Source organism: Actinoplanes sp. NPDC051388 (assembly GCF_055586225.1).
The window spans coordinates 137,597-152,371 of the sequence record NZ_JBVJIP010000024.1 but is presented as its reverse complement, the minus strand read 5'-3'; the positions used below and the strand labels follow the sequence as shown (position 1 = coordinate 152,371).

General features: G+C 72.3%; 12 protein-coding genes. 1 reads left to right on the top strand and 11 read right to left on the bottom strand.

Annotation, left to right across the window (positions count from 1 at the left end; all coding sequences use genetic code 11):
- Positions 1 to 108 precede the first annotated feature (108 nt).
- From ACZ6TI_RS42190 to murD, 3 genes are all read right to left on the bottom strand, one after another.
- On the bottom strand, positions 109 to 1,407 hold the full coding sequence (locus ACZ6TI_RS42190) for an extracellular solute-binding protein (protein WP_465350901.1): 1,299 nt from the start codon (positions 1,405 to 1,407) through the stop codon (positions 109 to 111).
- A gap of 62 nt (positions 1,408 to 1,469) precedes the next feature.
- The gene (locus ACZ6TI_RS42185; RefSeq protein WP_465350900.1) at positions 1,470 to 2,456 is read right to left on the bottom strand and encodes a MurR/RpiR family transcriptional regulator; all 987 of its coding nucleotides are present in this window, start codon (positions 2,454 to 2,456) and stop codon (positions 1,470 to 1,472) included.
- 255 nt (positions 2,457 to 2,711) lie between these two features.
- A complete protein-coding gene (murD, locus tag ACZ6TI_RS42180) occupies positions 2,712 to 4,061 on the bottom strand; it encodes a UDP-N-acetylmuramoyl-L-alanine--D-glutamate ligase (protein WP_465350899.1) in 1,350 nt (449 codons plus the stop codon).
- Between the two features lie 56 nt (positions 4,062 to 4,117).
- Between murD and ACZ6TI_RS42175 the strand changes: the two genes are divergently transcribed.
- Positions 4,118 to 5,446 (top strand): MurL-like N-terminal domain-containing, encoded by a 1,329-nt coding sequence (locus ACZ6TI_RS42175; protein ID WP_465350898.1) that lies wholly within the window; start codon positions 4,118 to 4,120, stop codon positions 5,444 to 5,446.
- 6 nt (positions 5,447 to 5,452) lie between these two features.
- On the opposite strand, the gene ACZ6TI_RS42170 is transcribed toward ACZ6TI_RS42175, so the two are convergent.
- From ACZ6TI_RS42170 to ACZ6TI_RS42135, 8 genes are all read right to left on the bottom strand, one after another.
- Positions 5,453 to 7,441, bottom strand: a complete 1,989-nt coding sequence (locus ACZ6TI_RS42170) for a prolyl oligopeptidase family serine peptidase (RefSeq protein ID WP_465350897.1) — start codon at positions 7,439 to 7,441, stop codon at positions 5,453 to 5,455.
- Positions 7,441 to 9,564: a flavohemoprotein gene (locus ACZ6TI_RS42165; RefSeq protein WP_465350896.1), complete on the bottom strand. Its 2,124-nt coding sequence runs from the start codon at positions 9,562 to 9,564 to the stop codon at positions 7,441 to 7,443. Before ACZ6TI_RS42165 ends, ACZ6TI_RS42170 begins: the two co-directional genes overlap by 1 nt.
- Before the next feature lie 72 nt (positions 9,565 to 9,636).
- Positions 9,637 to 10,788: a MalY/PatB family protein gene (locus ACZ6TI_RS42160; protein ID WP_465350895.1), complete on the bottom strand. Its 1,152-nt coding sequence runs from the start codon at positions 10,786 to 10,788 to the stop codon at positions 9,637 to 9,639.
- A gap of 112 nt (positions 10,789 to 10,900) precedes the next feature.
- Positions 10,901 to 11,707 (bottom strand): TrmH family RNA methyltransferase, encoded by an 807-nt coding sequence (locus ACZ6TI_RS42155; protein WP_465350894.1) that lies wholly within the window; start codon positions 11,705 to 11,707, stop codon positions 10,901 to 10,903.
- Between the two features lie 5 nt (positions 11,708 to 11,712).
- Positions 11,713 to 12,300, bottom strand: coding sequence for a dihydrofolate reductase family protein (locus ACZ6TI_RS42150; protein ID WP_465350893.1), 588 nt, complete (start codon positions 12,298 to 12,300; stop codon positions 11,713 to 11,715).
- A gap of 25 nt (positions 12,301 to 12,325) precedes the next feature.
- Positions 12,326 to 12,997, bottom strand: a complete 672-nt coding sequence (locus ACZ6TI_RS42145; protein WP_465350892.1) for a hypothetical protein — start codon at positions 12,995 to 12,997, stop codon at positions 12,326 to 12,328.
- 166 nt (positions 12,998 to 13,163) lie between these two features.
- Positions 13,164 to 14,279 carry an SPFH domain-containing protein gene (locus ACZ6TI_RS42140; RefSeq protein WP_465350891.1) on the bottom strand — a complete coding sequence of 372 codons (1,116 nt, stop codon included), beginning with the start codon at positions 14,277 to 14,279 and terminating at the stop codon, positions 13,164 to 13,166.
- 13 nt (positions 14,280 to 14,292) lie between these two features.
- Positions 14,293 to 14,742 carry an NfeD family protein gene (locus ACZ6TI_RS42135; protein WP_465350890.1) on the bottom strand — a complete coding sequence of 150 codons (450 nt, stop codon included), beginning with the start codon at positions 14,740 to 14,742 and terminating at the stop codon, positions 14,293 to 14,295.
- Positions 14,743 to 14,775 lie beyond the last annotated feature (33 nt).

Sequence of the window (14,775 nt, the reverse complement as noted above, 5' to 3'; positions counted from 1 at the left end):
ATGGTGGTGCGGAGGGGGAGTCGACGAGGAACCTCCGGCTTCTTTCCCCTTCTTTTCGAGGGGCCCGGCCCCCCCCCCCGCCCGATCCCGGGCGGGCGGCGCGGGCGGTCAGCTGTTGAGGATGGTGGTGATCTGCTCGTCGGCCTTCTTGGTCGCGTCCGCGACGGTGGCCTTCCCGGTGGCGATGCTGACCAGCATCTGCGGGATGACGTTGGCCGACTCGACCTCGGCCCACTTCGGCGCCATCGGCACGAACCAGCTGTTCTTGGCGGCCTCGGCGACGGCCGCGTTGCCCTCCTTGGCGGCGGCCTTGTCCAGCAGGTTGGTCGCGTTGGGCAGCGCGCCCTTCTCGATCAGCAGCTCCTGCGACTTGGTGTCGGTGAAGATCTTGATCCACTGCGCGGCCAGCTCGGGGTTGGCGGCCTTGGCGGTGACGCCGACGTTCGAGCCACCCAGGAAGGACGGGATGCTCGGCATCGCGACCGTGGCGACCTTGCCGTTGACCTTGGTCTTGACCTTCTCCGACGCCGGGTCGTTGGGGTCCTTCGGCTGCTCCTGCGCCGCGCCGGCCTCCCAGCCCGCGCCGTACATCATGCCGCTCTGGCCCTGGCTGAAGATCGCGGCCTGGTCCAGCTCGTCCTTGGTCTTGTCACCGACCGAGAAGTTGGTGACCAGGTCCTTCCACTTGGTCAGACCCTCCTGCACCGACGCCTCGGAGAGCGTGCCGGTCCACTTGTCGCCGTCCTTCTTGGCGATCGTGCCGCCACCGCTGACCGCGAACGCGAGGCCCATGTACTGGTACTGGCCGGGGGCGTAGAACGCGGAGAACTTGCTGCCGGTGTTCTTCTGCTTCAGCGTGGTGGCCGCGGCGACGACGTCCTCGTAGGTCTTCGGCGGCTGCAGACCGGCCTTCTCGAACAGCTCGGTGTTGTAGATCAGCACCCGGGCGCCGGCGTAGTAGGGCACGCAGTAGGTCTTGCCCTCGAACTCACACGGCGCGGACAGGCCGGTCAGCCAGTTCGCCGAGTTCTCGTACTGCGCCTTGTCCAGCTCGTGGAAGGCGTTGTTGAACACGTACTTGGGCATCTCGGTGTTGCCGAGCTCCATCACGTCCGGCACTTCCGAGCCGGCCAGCGTCGCGTCCACCTTGGCGAGGTGGTCGCCCCACTGCTGATAGTCGATCTGCACCTGGGCGCCGGTGGCCGCGGTGAACCGCTCGTTGGCCTGGTCCACCACGTTCTTCCAGCCGGACTGGGCGTCGACCATCAGCCAGACCTTGAGGGTCTTGCCCTTGCCGTCGACCGAGGCGTTGACGTCCGGCGTGCCACTCGTGCTGCTGTCCGAGCCGCAGGCGGCGGCAAGCAACGCGGTGGCGAGTGCCGCGGCGAGCGCGATCTTGCGCTTCACGGTTCCTCCTGAGGGGGTTTTTGGTAAAAATTCTGATTTATTGGTGGGGCGATTGGTGTCGGTCATGGTGCGGGCGTCCCGTCCTTGGCGGCTTTGTGTCCGCTGACGGCCTGGGCGGTGCGCTGGAACGCGGCATGCGAACGTTCGTGGGTCCGCTGCGCGACGGCGACGTAGAGCAGATCGAGGACGACCAGCTGCGGGTGGCGCGCGGAGAGCGCGTCCGGCCGGAAGGTGGTCGCCTGCGTGGCGGTGAGCAGCACGATGTCGGCGAGCTCGGCCAGCGGGGAACGCGGGAAGCTGGTCAGCGCGATGGTGGTCGCGCCGCGGCTGCTGGCCTCGGCGAGCAGCTCGATCGTCTCGCCGGTCTCGCCGCTGTGCGAGATGCCGAGCGCGACGTCGCCGGCCCGGGAGAGGGCGGCGCTGGCCAGGCCGTTGTGCACGTCCAGCCAGGCCCATGCGGGCACCCCGATGCGGTGCAGGCTGAACTGCATCTCCTCGCCGACCAGCGCGCTGCCGCTGGCGCCGAAGATGTTCACCCGCGGCGCGGTCGCGATGGCCACCGCGGCGCGCTCCACCTCGGCGAGATCGAGCAGGGCGGCGGTGTCGTGCATGGCCCGGGTGTCGGAGGCCATGATCTGGCCGAGCACGCGCTCCAGCGGGTCGCCCGGCTGGATCTCCCGGCCGATGTCGACGGTCCAGCCCGCCGAACGCGCCCGGCCGGTCTCCGCGGCGATGCCCAGCCGCAGGTCGGCGTAGCCGTCGAAGCCGAGCGCGCGGCAGAAACGAGTGACCGTTGCTGGTGAGGTGCCGCTGCGCTCGGCCAGCTCGACGATGGTCGCCCGGGATGCGGCGGCCGGGTCGGCGAGAACCTGTTCGGCGACCCTCTGCAGGGCGCCGGTGAACTCCGGCAGGAGGGTTCGGATCCGCACCAGCACGCCGTCCGAGCCGTTGCGCTCGTCGCCGTGCCGGTCGAACGCGGGCGCGTGGTCGCGCACGGGGGTGTCGACGACCGCGGTCGCTGCGGCGCCGTCCACCTCTGGCTCGACCATGGGCCGTCCCCTCAGGAAAGAGTGTTAACTGTTGCGGTAAAAGTTCTTACTGCGGACCCCCTCGTGTCAAGAATTTGGGCGAAGTTTTCAAACCGTGACCTAAGAACGACGTGCTTCAATCCCTAAATAACCTTTACCGTCCGAGAGTCAGCAATGTCCCGTTAGCCCAGTTTGAGAGACCAGTCAAAACACAAAGTGGTAGCCCAGCCGTGCGTGCACACCCCGGATGCACGGCTGGGCTACCACTTCGGTGGGTTACACGGCGGTGTCGCGGACCGCCTGCACGAAGACCTCGGAGCGGTGCTCGAAGTTGCGATAGCGGCCATAGCTGGGCGCGGCCGGCGAGAGCAGCACGACGCCGCCCTCGGGCGTGAGCTTGCGGGCCAGCGCGACCGCCGCGGGCAGGTCCTCGGCGACCTCGGTGCGCACCGCGGGCAACCCGGCCAGCTCGGCCACGATCCGCTCACCGCTGTCCGGAATGCCGATCACGGTCAGCTCGCGGTCGCGCAGGTGCTCGCGCAGCGGCGCGTAGTCCAGCCCCCGGTCGGTGCCGCCGACCAGCACGGTCAGCGCCCGCCCCTGATACGCGTCGATCGCGTGCATCGCCGAATAGGGGCTCGTGGACAGCGTGTCGTCGACGAAGGTCAGCCCGGACGGATCCTCGATCTCGGCCAGCCGGTGCGGCAGCCCCTCGAACGTGCGCACCGCCGCCTCGATCTCCGGCGTCCGCACGTCGACACCCATCCCGTCCAGCACGGCCAGGGCCACGCACAGGTTGCGCCCGTTGTGCACGCCGCGCAGCCGCAGCGCGGTGCGCTCGAACAGCGCGTCGTCGCTGCACCACACCAGGCCGTCCGCCTCGACCCGGAAGCGCGAGTCGTCGGCGCCGGCCGGCACGGGCGCGAAACCGTTCGCGTCGGTGACGCCGCCGATCTCGGCCATCAACCGCTCGTCGGCGCCGTTCACCACGATCAATTCCGGACTGTGCGCCAGAATGTTGAGCTTGTCGCGGTAGTACTCCCGCTCGCCGCCGTGCGCATCCAGATGCTCCGGGAAGAGCGAGGTGACCACGGCCACCCGGGGCGAATCGGTCAGGTCGGAGCACTGGTAGCTGGACAGCTCCAGGGCATAGAGCTCCGCGGGTGGCAGGTCGAGCAGCGGCACTCCGATGTTGCCGCCGAACACGTTGGGCCGGCCGGCCGCCGCCAGCAGATGGCTGAGCAGGCTGGACGTGGTGCTCTTGCCCTTGCTGCCGGTGACCCCGACGGTGCGCCCGGCGTGCTCGGCCATCCACAACGCGCTGCCGCCGGTCACCGGGACGCCGCGTCTGCGCAGCTCGGCCATCCACGGGTGGGTCTGCGCAATGCCCGGCGAGCGGACCACCACGTCGGACGCCACCAGCGCGCCGAACGCGTGATCGCCTCCGGCCAGCGGCGCCAGCCGGGCCAGGTCGCCCTCCCACGGCACGGACAGGAAGTTGGCGCTGTCGTCCACCGCGAGCAGGCGGGACGGCCGGTGCGCGGCGATCGCGGTCACCGCGGCGCGGCCCTCCCGGCCGGTGCCCCACACCGCTACCGATCGGCCCTGCAGGTCAGCGAGACGCACTGTGCTCCCCTCGTCCGAGTCGGACTAGTATTGCGCGCTGGTCCGATGACGGGAGTATGCGGGTGCGTCAGCAGTACGAGGTCTTCCGATGCACGACGTGGTCCTTCGATCCGGAGACCGGCGTCGCGAGCTTCGGTTACGAGCTCGACGGGCCGGCTCCCGAGCGGTTCACCGAGACCGTCACCTTCCCGCGCAGCGATCGGCCGGTGCCCGAGGCCTTCCACCGGGTGCTCGACCTGCTGCACGTGGTGGCCGGGGTCAGTTACTACAAGGCCGGCGGCACGACCCGGGTGCTGGCGCCGGTGCGGGTGCCCGCCGAGGCGTCCGCCCTGTTCACCGCCGTCTACTCCAAGGGCATGTCGGAGTACGCGTACCGCAACGACCTGCCGCACGTGCTGGAGCTGGTGGTGGAGACCGGCGACCTGGTCCCGTCGGCCGGCCCGATCGACAACGCCGAGGGCCGGCCGCTGTCCGCGGTCGGCGGCGGCAAGGACTCCATCGTCACCCTCGAGATCCTGCGCCAGGCCGGCTTCGACCCGGTGCCGTTCTCGGTCAACCCCAACCCGGTGATCGAGAGCGTGAACGCCGCCTCCGGGCTGCCCGCGCTGGCCGCCCGGCGCAAGCTCGACCCGCGGCTGTTCGAGCTGAACAAGGCGGGCGGGCTTAACGGGCACATCCCAGTGACGGCGATCAACTCGCTGATCGCGATCGCCACCGCGGTCTGGCACGGGCTCGGCCCGGTGGTGATGTCCAACGAGCGCTCGGCGAGTGATCCAAACCTGATCTGGAACGGTCACGAGGTCAACCACCAGTGGTCCAAGGGGGTGGCCGCCGAGGGGCTGCTGCGAGCCGCGGTGACCGCGCACGCCGGGCTGACCGAGCCCTATTTCTCGCTGCTGCGCCCACTCTCCGAGCTGCGCATCGCCCAGCTCTTCGCCACGCATCAGCAGTACGACAACGTGGTCACGAGCTGTAACCAGGCGTTCAAGCTGCACGACCCGACCGTGCGCTGGTGCGGTGACTGCCCGAAGTGCCGGTTCGTCTTCCTGGCGATGGCGCCGTTCATGCCCCGCGAGCGGCTCGCGCACATCTTCGGCAAGGACCTGTTCGCCGACGAGGCGCAGATCCCGGGCTATCTCGAGCTGCTCGGGGTGGACGCGCACAAGCCGTTCGAGTGCGTCGGCGAGGTCGAGGAGTCGGTGGTCGCGCTGACGATGATGAGCGAGCAGGAGCAGTGGGCCGAAACCCCGGTGCTGACCGCGCTGCAGGCCGCCGTGCCGTCGTCCGCCTGGATCTCCGCCTCCCGCGAAGAGGTGCTCGCGCCCGGCGGCCCGTCCTTCGCTCCCCCGCGCTACGCCAAGGCGCTGGCCGACGCGCTCGGCTAGCGAAAACTAGAGACCGAGCTGCGTCGCCAGGAAGGCCAGCTCGTCGGCGGCCAGGCCGATGTCGCGGGACACCGAGCGCGACGAGTGCCCGACACCCAGCTCGCGGCGGAGCAGGACGGGCGCCGGGCCGGCCGTGTCCCGCTGCAGCAGCGCGCACATCTTGCGGGCGTGCATGGTGTCCACCCGGGTGTCGCCCTCGAAGACGGTGAACAGCACCGCCGGATATGCCGTGCCGGGGCGCACGTGGTGATAGGGCGAATAGGCCCGCAGCCACCCGAACTCGACCGGGTCGGCGGCGGTGCCGTACTCGCCGTTCCAGTATTCGCCGAGCCCGAACCTCTCGTACCGGATCATGTCGAGCAGCGGTGCCGAGCAGACCACCGCGCGGAAGGCGCCGGGGTGCTGGGTCAGCGCCGCGCCGACCAGCAGGCCGCCGTTCGAGCCGCCCCGGATGCCCAGCTGCTCGCGGGTGGTGACGCCGTTCTCGACCAGCCAGCCGGCGGCCGCCGCGAAGTCGTCGAACACGTTCTGCTTGTGCTGGCGCATGCCGGCCCGGTGCCAGGCCTCGCCCTCCTCGCTGCCGCCGCGCAGGCTCGCCACCGCATAGACGCCGCCACGGGAGACCCAGGCCTGGACGAACGGCGAGTAGCCCGGCGTGATCGGCACGTTGAAGCCGCCGTAGCCGTACAGGATGGTGGGTTTCGGGCCGTCGGGGGCGTCGGCGGGCTCGATCAGGAACATCCGGACCGGGGTGCCGTCGGCCGAGGTGTAGGTGACCTGCCGGGTCGACACCGCGGTGCCGGGCGTGCCGGGCGGACGGGCGTGCTCGGTCAGCGCACCGTCGGCGGCGTCGGCGCGGAGCACGTACCCCGGGGTGGTGAAGTCGGTGAAGCTCAGCCACACCTCCGAGCCGGAGCGGCGCCGGGAGATCTCACTCACCGTGCCGAGGCCCGGCAGGGCGAGGCGGCGCAGCTCGCGACCGGACTCCAGATCGTGCACGGTGACCTCGCTGACCGCGTGCCGGCTGCGGACCAGCACCAGCAGCCCGGCGTCGGCCAGCACCTCGGCGTCGCCGAGCACCGCCTCCGGATCCTCCGGCAGCAGCTCGCGCCGGTCGCCGTCCACCCAGCGCAGCAGCCGCCAGCGCGGCGCGTCCAGGTTGGTGAGCAGATAGACCCGGCCGGTCGCGTCGAAGAACGCATAGGTGTGCGCGTCCTCGCCGACGCTCACCGGGATCGGCACGTGGTCGCCGGGCACCGCCAGCCACACGTCGTTGCGGGCGTCGGTGCCCCGGGTCGCGGTGATCGCCATCCAGCCGCCGTCGTCCGACGTGGACACGCCGAGGTGGGTGGCGCGCGGCAGGTCGTCGCCGAAGACCAGCTGATCGAACTCGGGGTCGGTGCCCACCTCGTGCCGGTAGACGCGCTGCCGCAGCCGGCGCTCGGTGTCGCCGTCGTCCATGGTCAGGAAGCGGGGGTAGTAGAACGCGCGCCCGCCGGGCAGCCAGGCCACCGAGGGATGCCGGGTGCGGGTGATCGGCCCGTCCACCACCTCGCCGGTGCCGACGTCGAGCACCCGGATCGTGGCCCACTCGGTGCCGCTCTCGCTCAGCGCGTACGCCAGCAGGTCGCCCTCCTTGGACGGCGACCAGGCGTCCAGCACCGTGCCGCCGGACGGGTCGATGGCGCCCGGGTCGACCAGCACCCGCTCCTCCCCCGACGGCTCGGTGACCAGCAGCACGGCGTGGTCCTGGCCCGGGTCCCGGCGCATCGAGAAGGCCCGCTCACCCCGCCAGTAGGGCGCGCCCACCGACCCGACCGCGAACAGCTTCTCCAGCCCGGCCGTCCAGGTGTCCCGCCCCGGCCAGGAGTCCCGGGCGGCGGCGAACCGGGCGTCCTGCCCGGCGCACCACGCGACGGTCTCCGGATCCTCGGCGTTCTCGAGACTGCGGAACGGGTCGTCGATGGGTTCACCGTGGATCACGTCGACCGTCATCAGCCCTCCGGGGAGTCGTGGTGGATGCGCTCGGGCGCGACCCCGAGCATCTCGAGCGCGGCCCGGGTGGCCTCCAGCATGATCGGCGGGCCGGCCAGGAAGGCGTCCGCCCCGGACCACTCGCCGTAGGCCGCGATGGCCTCGGTGACCAGGCCGGACGCGTACTGCCCGGCCTCGCCGACGGAGACCACCGGCACCACGGTCGCGCGGTGGCAGGCGCGGGCGAGCGCGGCGATCTCCTCGATGTCGTACAGCTCGTCCAGATCACGCACGCCCCAGAAGAGCACCGCGTTGCGCCGGTCGCCGGTCGCGGCCAGCTCGGCGAGCATCGCCTTGAGCGGCGCGACGCCGGTGTCCCCGGCCACCATCAGCAGGTCGCGCGCGGAGCCCTCGGGCAGGCCCATGTGCCCCTCGGCCCGGCCGAACCGCGCCCGGTCGCCGGGACGCAGCGCATAAACCAGCGCGCCGGAGACGCCGGCCTCGCTCTTGGCCCGCACGTGCAGCTCCACGATGTTGTCGCGGCGGGGCGAACCGGCCAGCGAATAGGGCCGCCAGACGCCGGGCAGCGCCGGTACCTCGATCCGGGCGTACTGCCCCGGGCGGAACGGCATCGGCAGGTAGGGCCGGAAGCGCACCACGGCCAGGTCGGGCCGGCGCAGCTCGTGCGACACCACTTCGGCCAGCCAGGTGGCCGGCTGGTAGCGCGCGGTGTCGGCGCCGTGCCCGATCCACTCGTGCACGTGCTGCCAGGTGCTGCGCCACGCCTGGTCGAAGTCCTGCCGCCAGCCGTTCGCCGCCATCCCGGCGCGCATCGCCTCGGCCAGCGCCGCCCCGACCAGGGTGAGCTGCTGCGGCTGCACGCCGCACTCGGCCAGCGCCGCGCCGAGCTGCACGCACCCGGCCACCAGCGCGGGCGGCTGGTCGAGGTGGTGCGCCAGCCAGGTGAGCGCCTGGGCGAGCTGCTCGCGCTGGGACTGCGGCCCGCCCGGCAGCTGGGCCATCAACTGCGGCTGAGCCAGCACCAGCGCGGCACGCAGCCGGGTCGCGACCTCGTCGGCGCCGCCGGCCATCGAGAGGCTGTTGCCGACCAGCCGCTGCACTTCGCGCAGCGCCGTGTCGTCCGCCGGGTTCATCCCGTCGCCGCCGGGTCCGCCGGGGGCCGGGCTGCCCACCCGTGGTACGCCGGGCAGCGGCGTCCCGGGCGTCACCGGAGTCGACGGGATCACCGGTTCAGGATATTGCCCGGGTACCGGGCGGCCGACTGCGGACAAGGCCTGAACCGGGTCGATGCTCACCGGGCCGGTGGAGATCACGCCGCCCTGATAGTGGGTCGGACCGTGCACCGGGCGGACACCGCTCGCGGTCCACGGGATCGGGTCACCGCCGACCTCGTGCGGGACCAGCGCGCCGGGGCTGGCGCTGCCCGGTCCGGGCGCGGTGGTGGCCGGCGGGGATGCTTGCGGAGTCGACAGTGGACGCCCGGGGGCCCACGGTGGCGCCGGGCTCGCGGGCGGCGGAGCCGGGTTCGGCGGGTGCGGGGCGTCCGGCGCGGTGCTGCCCAGCGCGGGATGCCCGACCACCGGATTGGCGCCGGCGGGACCGGTCGGCGGCAGCAGGCGGCCCGGTGTGGCGGGCGGGAAATGCGGGCGGGGCGCGGGCTGGGATCGGACCTCCGGGATCTCCGGGGGCGGCGCCTCACCCGGTGGGGTGGCCGGCGCCGCCGGGCCGTAGATGGCCGGCGGCACGGACGGCGGCGCGCTCGGGGTTAACGTGTCGGGGCCGGGCAGCAGTGGCGGGCCGGCCGGGTGCGCGCCGGGCAGGCTGGACTGGCTGGACTGGGCGGATTGGGCGGATTGGGCGGATTGGGCGAAGGGGTCCGCGTTCGCCGGGCGCTCGGGCTCCGCGTCGGCTGCCGCCGGGCCGGCCGGGAGGCCCAGCCGGGTGGCGGGCGGGGACAGCTCGGCCGGTGGACGGCCCGGCATCGGGGTGGCGGCAGGCGGCTCGTGCCCGCCTAGAGCTGCCGCGGTGTCCGCGGCGCCGGCCGCCGCCGCGTCGGGTGCGGCGAGCCGCAGCCGGATGGCGCGCAGCAGCGCCATCAGATGCGGGTCGGAGCCGGACGTCACCCTGCACACCCCCCGGACGCTGAGAGAACGCCGAACAGTACAACCGTACTGCCGCGGACGGTCACTCGTCGCCTACCCACCGAGAGCGGCCGCCATCCGTGCCGTCGCCTCGTCCAGCACGTGCGCCCCGGTGCCGAAGTTGAGCCGGACGAAACCCGCGCCCGCGGCCCCGAACGCGGTGCCGGGCTCGAGCGCCACCCGGCCGCGCTCCAGGAACAACCGCTGCGGCTCCTCGTCGGCGCCCACCTTGGTGCAGTCCAGCCAGGCCAGGAACGTGGCCTCCGGCGGATGCCAGCCGAGCGCCGGGAGACGCTCGGCCAGCAGATCGCCGAGCTGCGCGCGACGGGCGGCCAGGGTCTGCAGCAGCCGGTCCAGCCACGGCCCGCCGTCCCGGAACGCGGCGATGGTGGCCAGCACGCCGAGATGCCCGGTGCGCCAGCGCGCGTCCGGCGGAAACGCGTCCACCACCCCGGCCAGCCGGGCGGACCCGGTCACCACCGCGGCGCATTTGAGCCCGGCCAGGTTGAACGCCTTGCTCGCGGAGACCACGCTCACCGCCACCTCGCCCGCGCCGGGCAGCGAGAGCAGCGGGGTGTGCACGGCGCCGGGCAACGCCAGCGGCGCGTGGATCTCGTCGCTGACGATGGTCACCCCATAGAGCCGCGCGAGCCGGACCAGCGCGGTCAACTCGTCCGCGGTGTGCACCCGGCCGACCGGGTTGTGCGGGTTGCAGAGCACGTAGACGGCGGGGTGGGTGGCGAACGCCGCCTCCAGGGCCGGCAGGTCGAGCCGGTAGCCGGTGTCGTCGCGGTGCAGCGGCACCTCCAGCAGGCGCGCGCCGGCCTCCGGCGACCAGTCGAAGAACGGCGGGTAGACCGGCGGGCTGATCGCCACCACGTCGCCCGGCCCGGTGAGCACCCGCAACAGCTCGACCACGCCGACCCCGACGTCGGTGATCGCGGTGACCGCGGCCGGGTCCACGTCCCAGCCCCAGCGGGCGGCGGCGAACCCGGCGACCGCCTCGCCCAGCTCGGGCTGCGCCGCCGAGTAGCCGGTGTCGGAGGCGTCGATCGCGTCCCGCAGCGCGGACCGGACCGGCGGCGCGAGGTCGAAGTCCATCTCGGCCACGGTCAGCGGGATCACGTCGGAGGGGAACTTGCGCCATTTCGCGCTGCGCCGGCGGCGCAGGTGGTCCAGCGGCGCGACTTCGAGCTCGTCGGTCATGACTCCCATCGTGCCCGCTCGATGCGGTACACAACCGACGGAAGGCCGTCGTCCTCGAAGTCGGAGGCCGGATCGCAGGTCATGCGAGCCGGCGCGATGGCCAGGATCTCGGTCACAGGTCGTCCCTGCCCAGTTCCCAGAAGACCACCGCGGCGGCGGCCGCCACGTTGAGCGAGTCGACGCCGCGGCGCATCGGGATCTTCACCGGCACGTCGCTGGCGGCCAGCGCGTGCTTCGACAGGCCCGGGCCCTCGGCGCCGAGCAGCATGGCGGTGCGGGCGCGCTGCTCGGGCGTCAGCCTGTTCAGCGGCACGGCGTCCGGCGACGGGGTCATCGCGAGCACCGTGAAGCCGGCCGCGCGGACCTCGGCCAGGGCGTCCGGCCAGGGTTCGAGGCGGGCGTACGGCACCGCGAAGACCTCGCCCATGCTGACCCGGACGGCCCGCCGGTAGAGCGGGTCCGCGCAGGTCGGCGACAGCAGCACGGCGTCCACGCCGAGAGCCGCCGCGTCACGGAACACCGCGCCGATGTTGGTGTGGTTGTTGATGTCCTCGAGGATGGCGAGGCGGCCGGCGGTGGCGATCAGCTCGCCGGCGGTGCGCAGCGGCAGGCGGTGGAACGAGCCCAGCACGCCGCGGTGCACGTGGAAGCCGGTGGCGCTCTCCAGCACCGACTGGCTGGCCGCGTACATCGGGGCGTCGTCGGGCAGGTCGGCCAGCTGGTCCACGCGCTTGGCGTCGATCAGAAAGGACCGCGGCCGGTAGCCGGCCCGCAGCGCGCGGCGCAGCACCAGCTCGCCCTCGGCGATGAAGAGCCCGTTCGGCGGCTCCCACTTGATCCGCAGCTCGAGGTCGGTGAGGGCGCGGTAGTCGCCGAGGCGGACGTCGGCCGGATCGGTGATCTCGTGGACGATCGGCACCGTCGTCAGTCGACCCGGTAGTACAGGTGGGTGGCGTGCGCCGATGGGCGGACGCGGATCTGCCGCAGCTCGCGCGGCGACGCATCCACGAACAGCGGGGTGCCGCCGCCGAGGATCACCGGGGACAGGTGCAGGCGCAGCTCGTCGATCAGGCCCAGCTCGAGCGCGCCACGGATCACCTGGGCGCCGCCCATGATGTTCACCTCGCGGTCGTCGGCCATCGCGATCGCCTTGGACACCGCGCTGCCGACGCCGTCGACCACGAACGAGAACCGGTCGCCGAGCCGGACCTCGTCCGGCGGGTTGCGGGTCACCACCAGCACCGGCGGGACGCCGGCCTCGGCCGCGCCGTAGCCCATCTCGTCGGTCCAGCCGTCCGGCCCGTCGACGAAGTCGAACAGCGTGCGGCCCATGATCACCACACCGGTCGCATCGGTGGTCTCGCGCAACACCGCGCGGTCGGTGTCGTCGCCCTCCAGCGCCCAGACGTGCAGGCCCTCGCCGCCGCGTCCCAGCCCGGCGCCCGGGCCCGGATCGGGGCCGGTCACGAATCCGTCCAGGGAAATTGAGATGTCGCCGATCACCTTCGCCATGACGTCACAGCATGCCATCTGCGGGTCAGGAGCGCGGGATGAGCCGTCCACCGGTCCAGGCGAGACCCATCCCGGCCGCGAGCAGCAGCAGGGCGCCGACGGTGGGCAGCGGCTTCGTGGCGTACGTGCCGGCGCCGATGGACACCGCGGCCAGCATCAGCAGCACGCCGTCCGCCGGGTTGACCAGCCTGCTCCGGAACACCGCCCAGCCCAGCAGCAGCCAGCCGGTGCCCAGGACCGCGGCGCCGGTCAGCGCCACGATGCGCACCTGGTCGGCGGCGAGCGGGCTGCCGTCCGGCGCGACCCCGGCGGGCAACGCGGCCACCGGCAGCAGCACGATCGAGCCGGCCAGCCCGACCAGCAGCCCGGCCAGCGCCGTCCGCCGGGTGCGCGAGCCGGCCAGCAGCGCGGCCAGTGCGATCATCGCGATCGTGGAGCACCAGCCCGCGGCCAGCCGGACCACGAGCGGGCCGGGCGGGGTGGACACCGCCAGGGTGGACCAGCCGAGGAGCAGGGCGCTCAGGGGAAGGGCCCAGAGGGCGGCTCGGGCGTAGCGGCGGACCGACCAGATCCACACCGCCTCGCGTACCGGATGGAAGCCGTCGTCCGCGGCGGCGGCCGGGCGCGCGGCGCCGACCCAGGCCGGCGCGACCCGCAGTGGACGTCCGCTGGCGGTCTGGTGCTGGCTGATGCTCATGGCGACGCCCTCGCTCGCGGCCGTGCGGCTCGGGGGCACCGTCGGTGGAACCTTGCGACCAGCATCCCAAATGGACGGCCGGCGCGTTGCGAAACGCCCGAAAAGGGACGCGTGTTCACCGAGAGACGGCCGGTCCCCAGGGGAACCGGCCGTCATCGTCGACGGATCAGGCGCGCTCGGGCTCGCCCGCTCCGTTGTAGTCGGCGCTGCCCAGCGCGGCCGACGGCGGGATCGGCTCGGGGGCGGGCAGGCCCCGCGGGCCGTTGTCGCCGGAGACCTGCGCCTCGGCCGCCCGGACCTGCCGGTTGACCGCTTCGGCCTCGGCCTGCGCGGCCTCCGCGGCCGCGATCGCCTCGCGCTCGACAGCGGCGGAGTCGACCGCCTCGGAAGGCTTGTCGCCGACCATGTTGGCCAGTCCGCCCAGCGCGCCGCCCAGGCCCTCGAGGGACTTGGACAGTTCGGTCGGGATGAACCAGACCTTGTTCGCCGCGCCGTTCGCGATCTGCGGAAGGGCCTGCAGGTATTGGTAGGCCAGCACCTTCTGCGACGGGTTCGCCGTGTGGATCGCGTCGAACACCGTGCGGATCGCCTTGGCCTGGCCCTCGGCCTGCAGGATGCGGGCCTGCCGGTCACCGTCGGCGCGCAGCACCTGGGACTGCTTCTCACCCTCGGCGGTGAGGATCGCCGCCTGCTTGTGGCCCTCGGCATTGAGGATGGTCGCGCGGCGCTCCCGCTCGGCGCGCATCTGCTTCTCCATCGAGTCGCGGATGCTCGGCGGCGGCTCGATCGCCTTGATCTCCACCCGAGTCACCTTGATGCCCCAGCGGCCGGTGGTCTCGTCGAGCACGCTCGACAGGTGCCGGTTGATCTCCTCGCGGCTGGTCAGGGCTCGCTCGAGGTCGAGCGAGCCGATCACGTTGCGCAGCGTGGTGACGGTGAGCTGCTCGATGGCCTGCAGGAAGTTGTTGATCTCGTACGTCGCCCGGACCGGGTCGACGACCTTGAAGTAGAGCACCGTGTCGATCGAGACGACCAGGTTGTCCGAGGTGATCACGGGCTGCGGCGGGAAGCTGACCACCTGCTCGCGCATGTCCACCTTGCTGCGCACCGCGTCGACGAACGGCACCAGCAGGTTGAGGCCGGGCGACAGGGTCCGCTTGTACTTACCCAGCCGCTCGACGACGTCCATCCGCTGCTGCGGCACGATGCGGACGGACCGGATGAGCGTGATCACGGCGAACAACGCGATCACGAAGATGAGTACACCGATGATGGCTTCCATGGCGCCCCTTTATTTAAATGTTCGGCATGTCATCGCGCCACACGATGGCCGTGGCGCCTTTGACCTTGATCACCCGGACGCGCTGTCCGGGCAGGTATTTCTCGGTGTGGTCGAACGTGCGGGCCTGCCAGACCTCGCCGTCGATCTTGATCATGCCCCGGTCGGTGTCGACCTCTTCCAGCACGGTCGCCGCGGAGCCCTCGATCGCCTCGAGACCGAACGGCGTCTCGCCGGACTCGGCCGCGGACCGCTGGTGCTTGACGATGATCGGCCGGATCGCGCCGACCGACAGCCCCGAGACGATCGCGAAGACGATCGCCTGGAGCAGCACGGGAGCGCCCAGTGCGGCCGCGCCCGCGGCGGCCAGGGCGCCCACCGCGAAGAAGATGACGAGGAAGGTCGCCGTGAACGCCTCGGCGATCGCGAGCGCGACGGCGAGGACGACCCAGAGCACTGCTTCCATACTTGAATCGTGACACGTCTACGCCCGTGACGG

Coding starts and splice junctions, on each gene's coding strand:
- ACZ6TI_RS42185 (WP_465350900.1), bottom strand. CDS start 2,456: ATGGTCGAGCCAGAGGTGGACGGCGCCGCAGCGACCGCGGTCGTCGAC.
- ACZ6TI_RS42175 (WP_465350898.1), top strand. CDS start 4,118: ATGCGGGTGCGTCAGCAGTACGAGGTCTTCCGATGCACGACGTGGTCC.
- ACZ6TI_RS42170 (WP_465350897.1), bottom strand. CDS start 7,441: ATGACGGTCGACGTGATCCACGGTGAACCCATCGACGACCCGTTCCGC.
- ACZ6TI_RS42160 (WP_465350895.1), bottom strand. CDS start 10,788: ATGACCGACGAGCTCGAAGTCGCGCCGCTGGACCACCTGCGCCGCCGG.
- ACZ6TI_RS42150 (WP_465350893.1), bottom strand. CDS start 12,300: ATGGCGAAGGTGATCGGCGACATCTCAATTTCCCTGGACGGATTCGTG.
- ACZ6TI_RS42145 (WP_465350892.1), bottom strand. CDS start 12,997: ATGAGCATCAGCCAGCACCAGACCGCCAGCGGACGTCCACTGCGGGTC.
- ACZ6TI_RS42140 (WP_465350891.1), bottom strand. CDS start 14,279: ATGGAAGCCATCATCGGTGTACTCATCTTCGTGATCGCGTTGTTCGCC.
- ACZ6TI_RS42135 (WP_465350890.1), bottom strand. CDS start 14,742: ATGGAAGCAGTGCTCTGGGTCGTCCTCGCCGTCGCGCTCGCGATCGCC.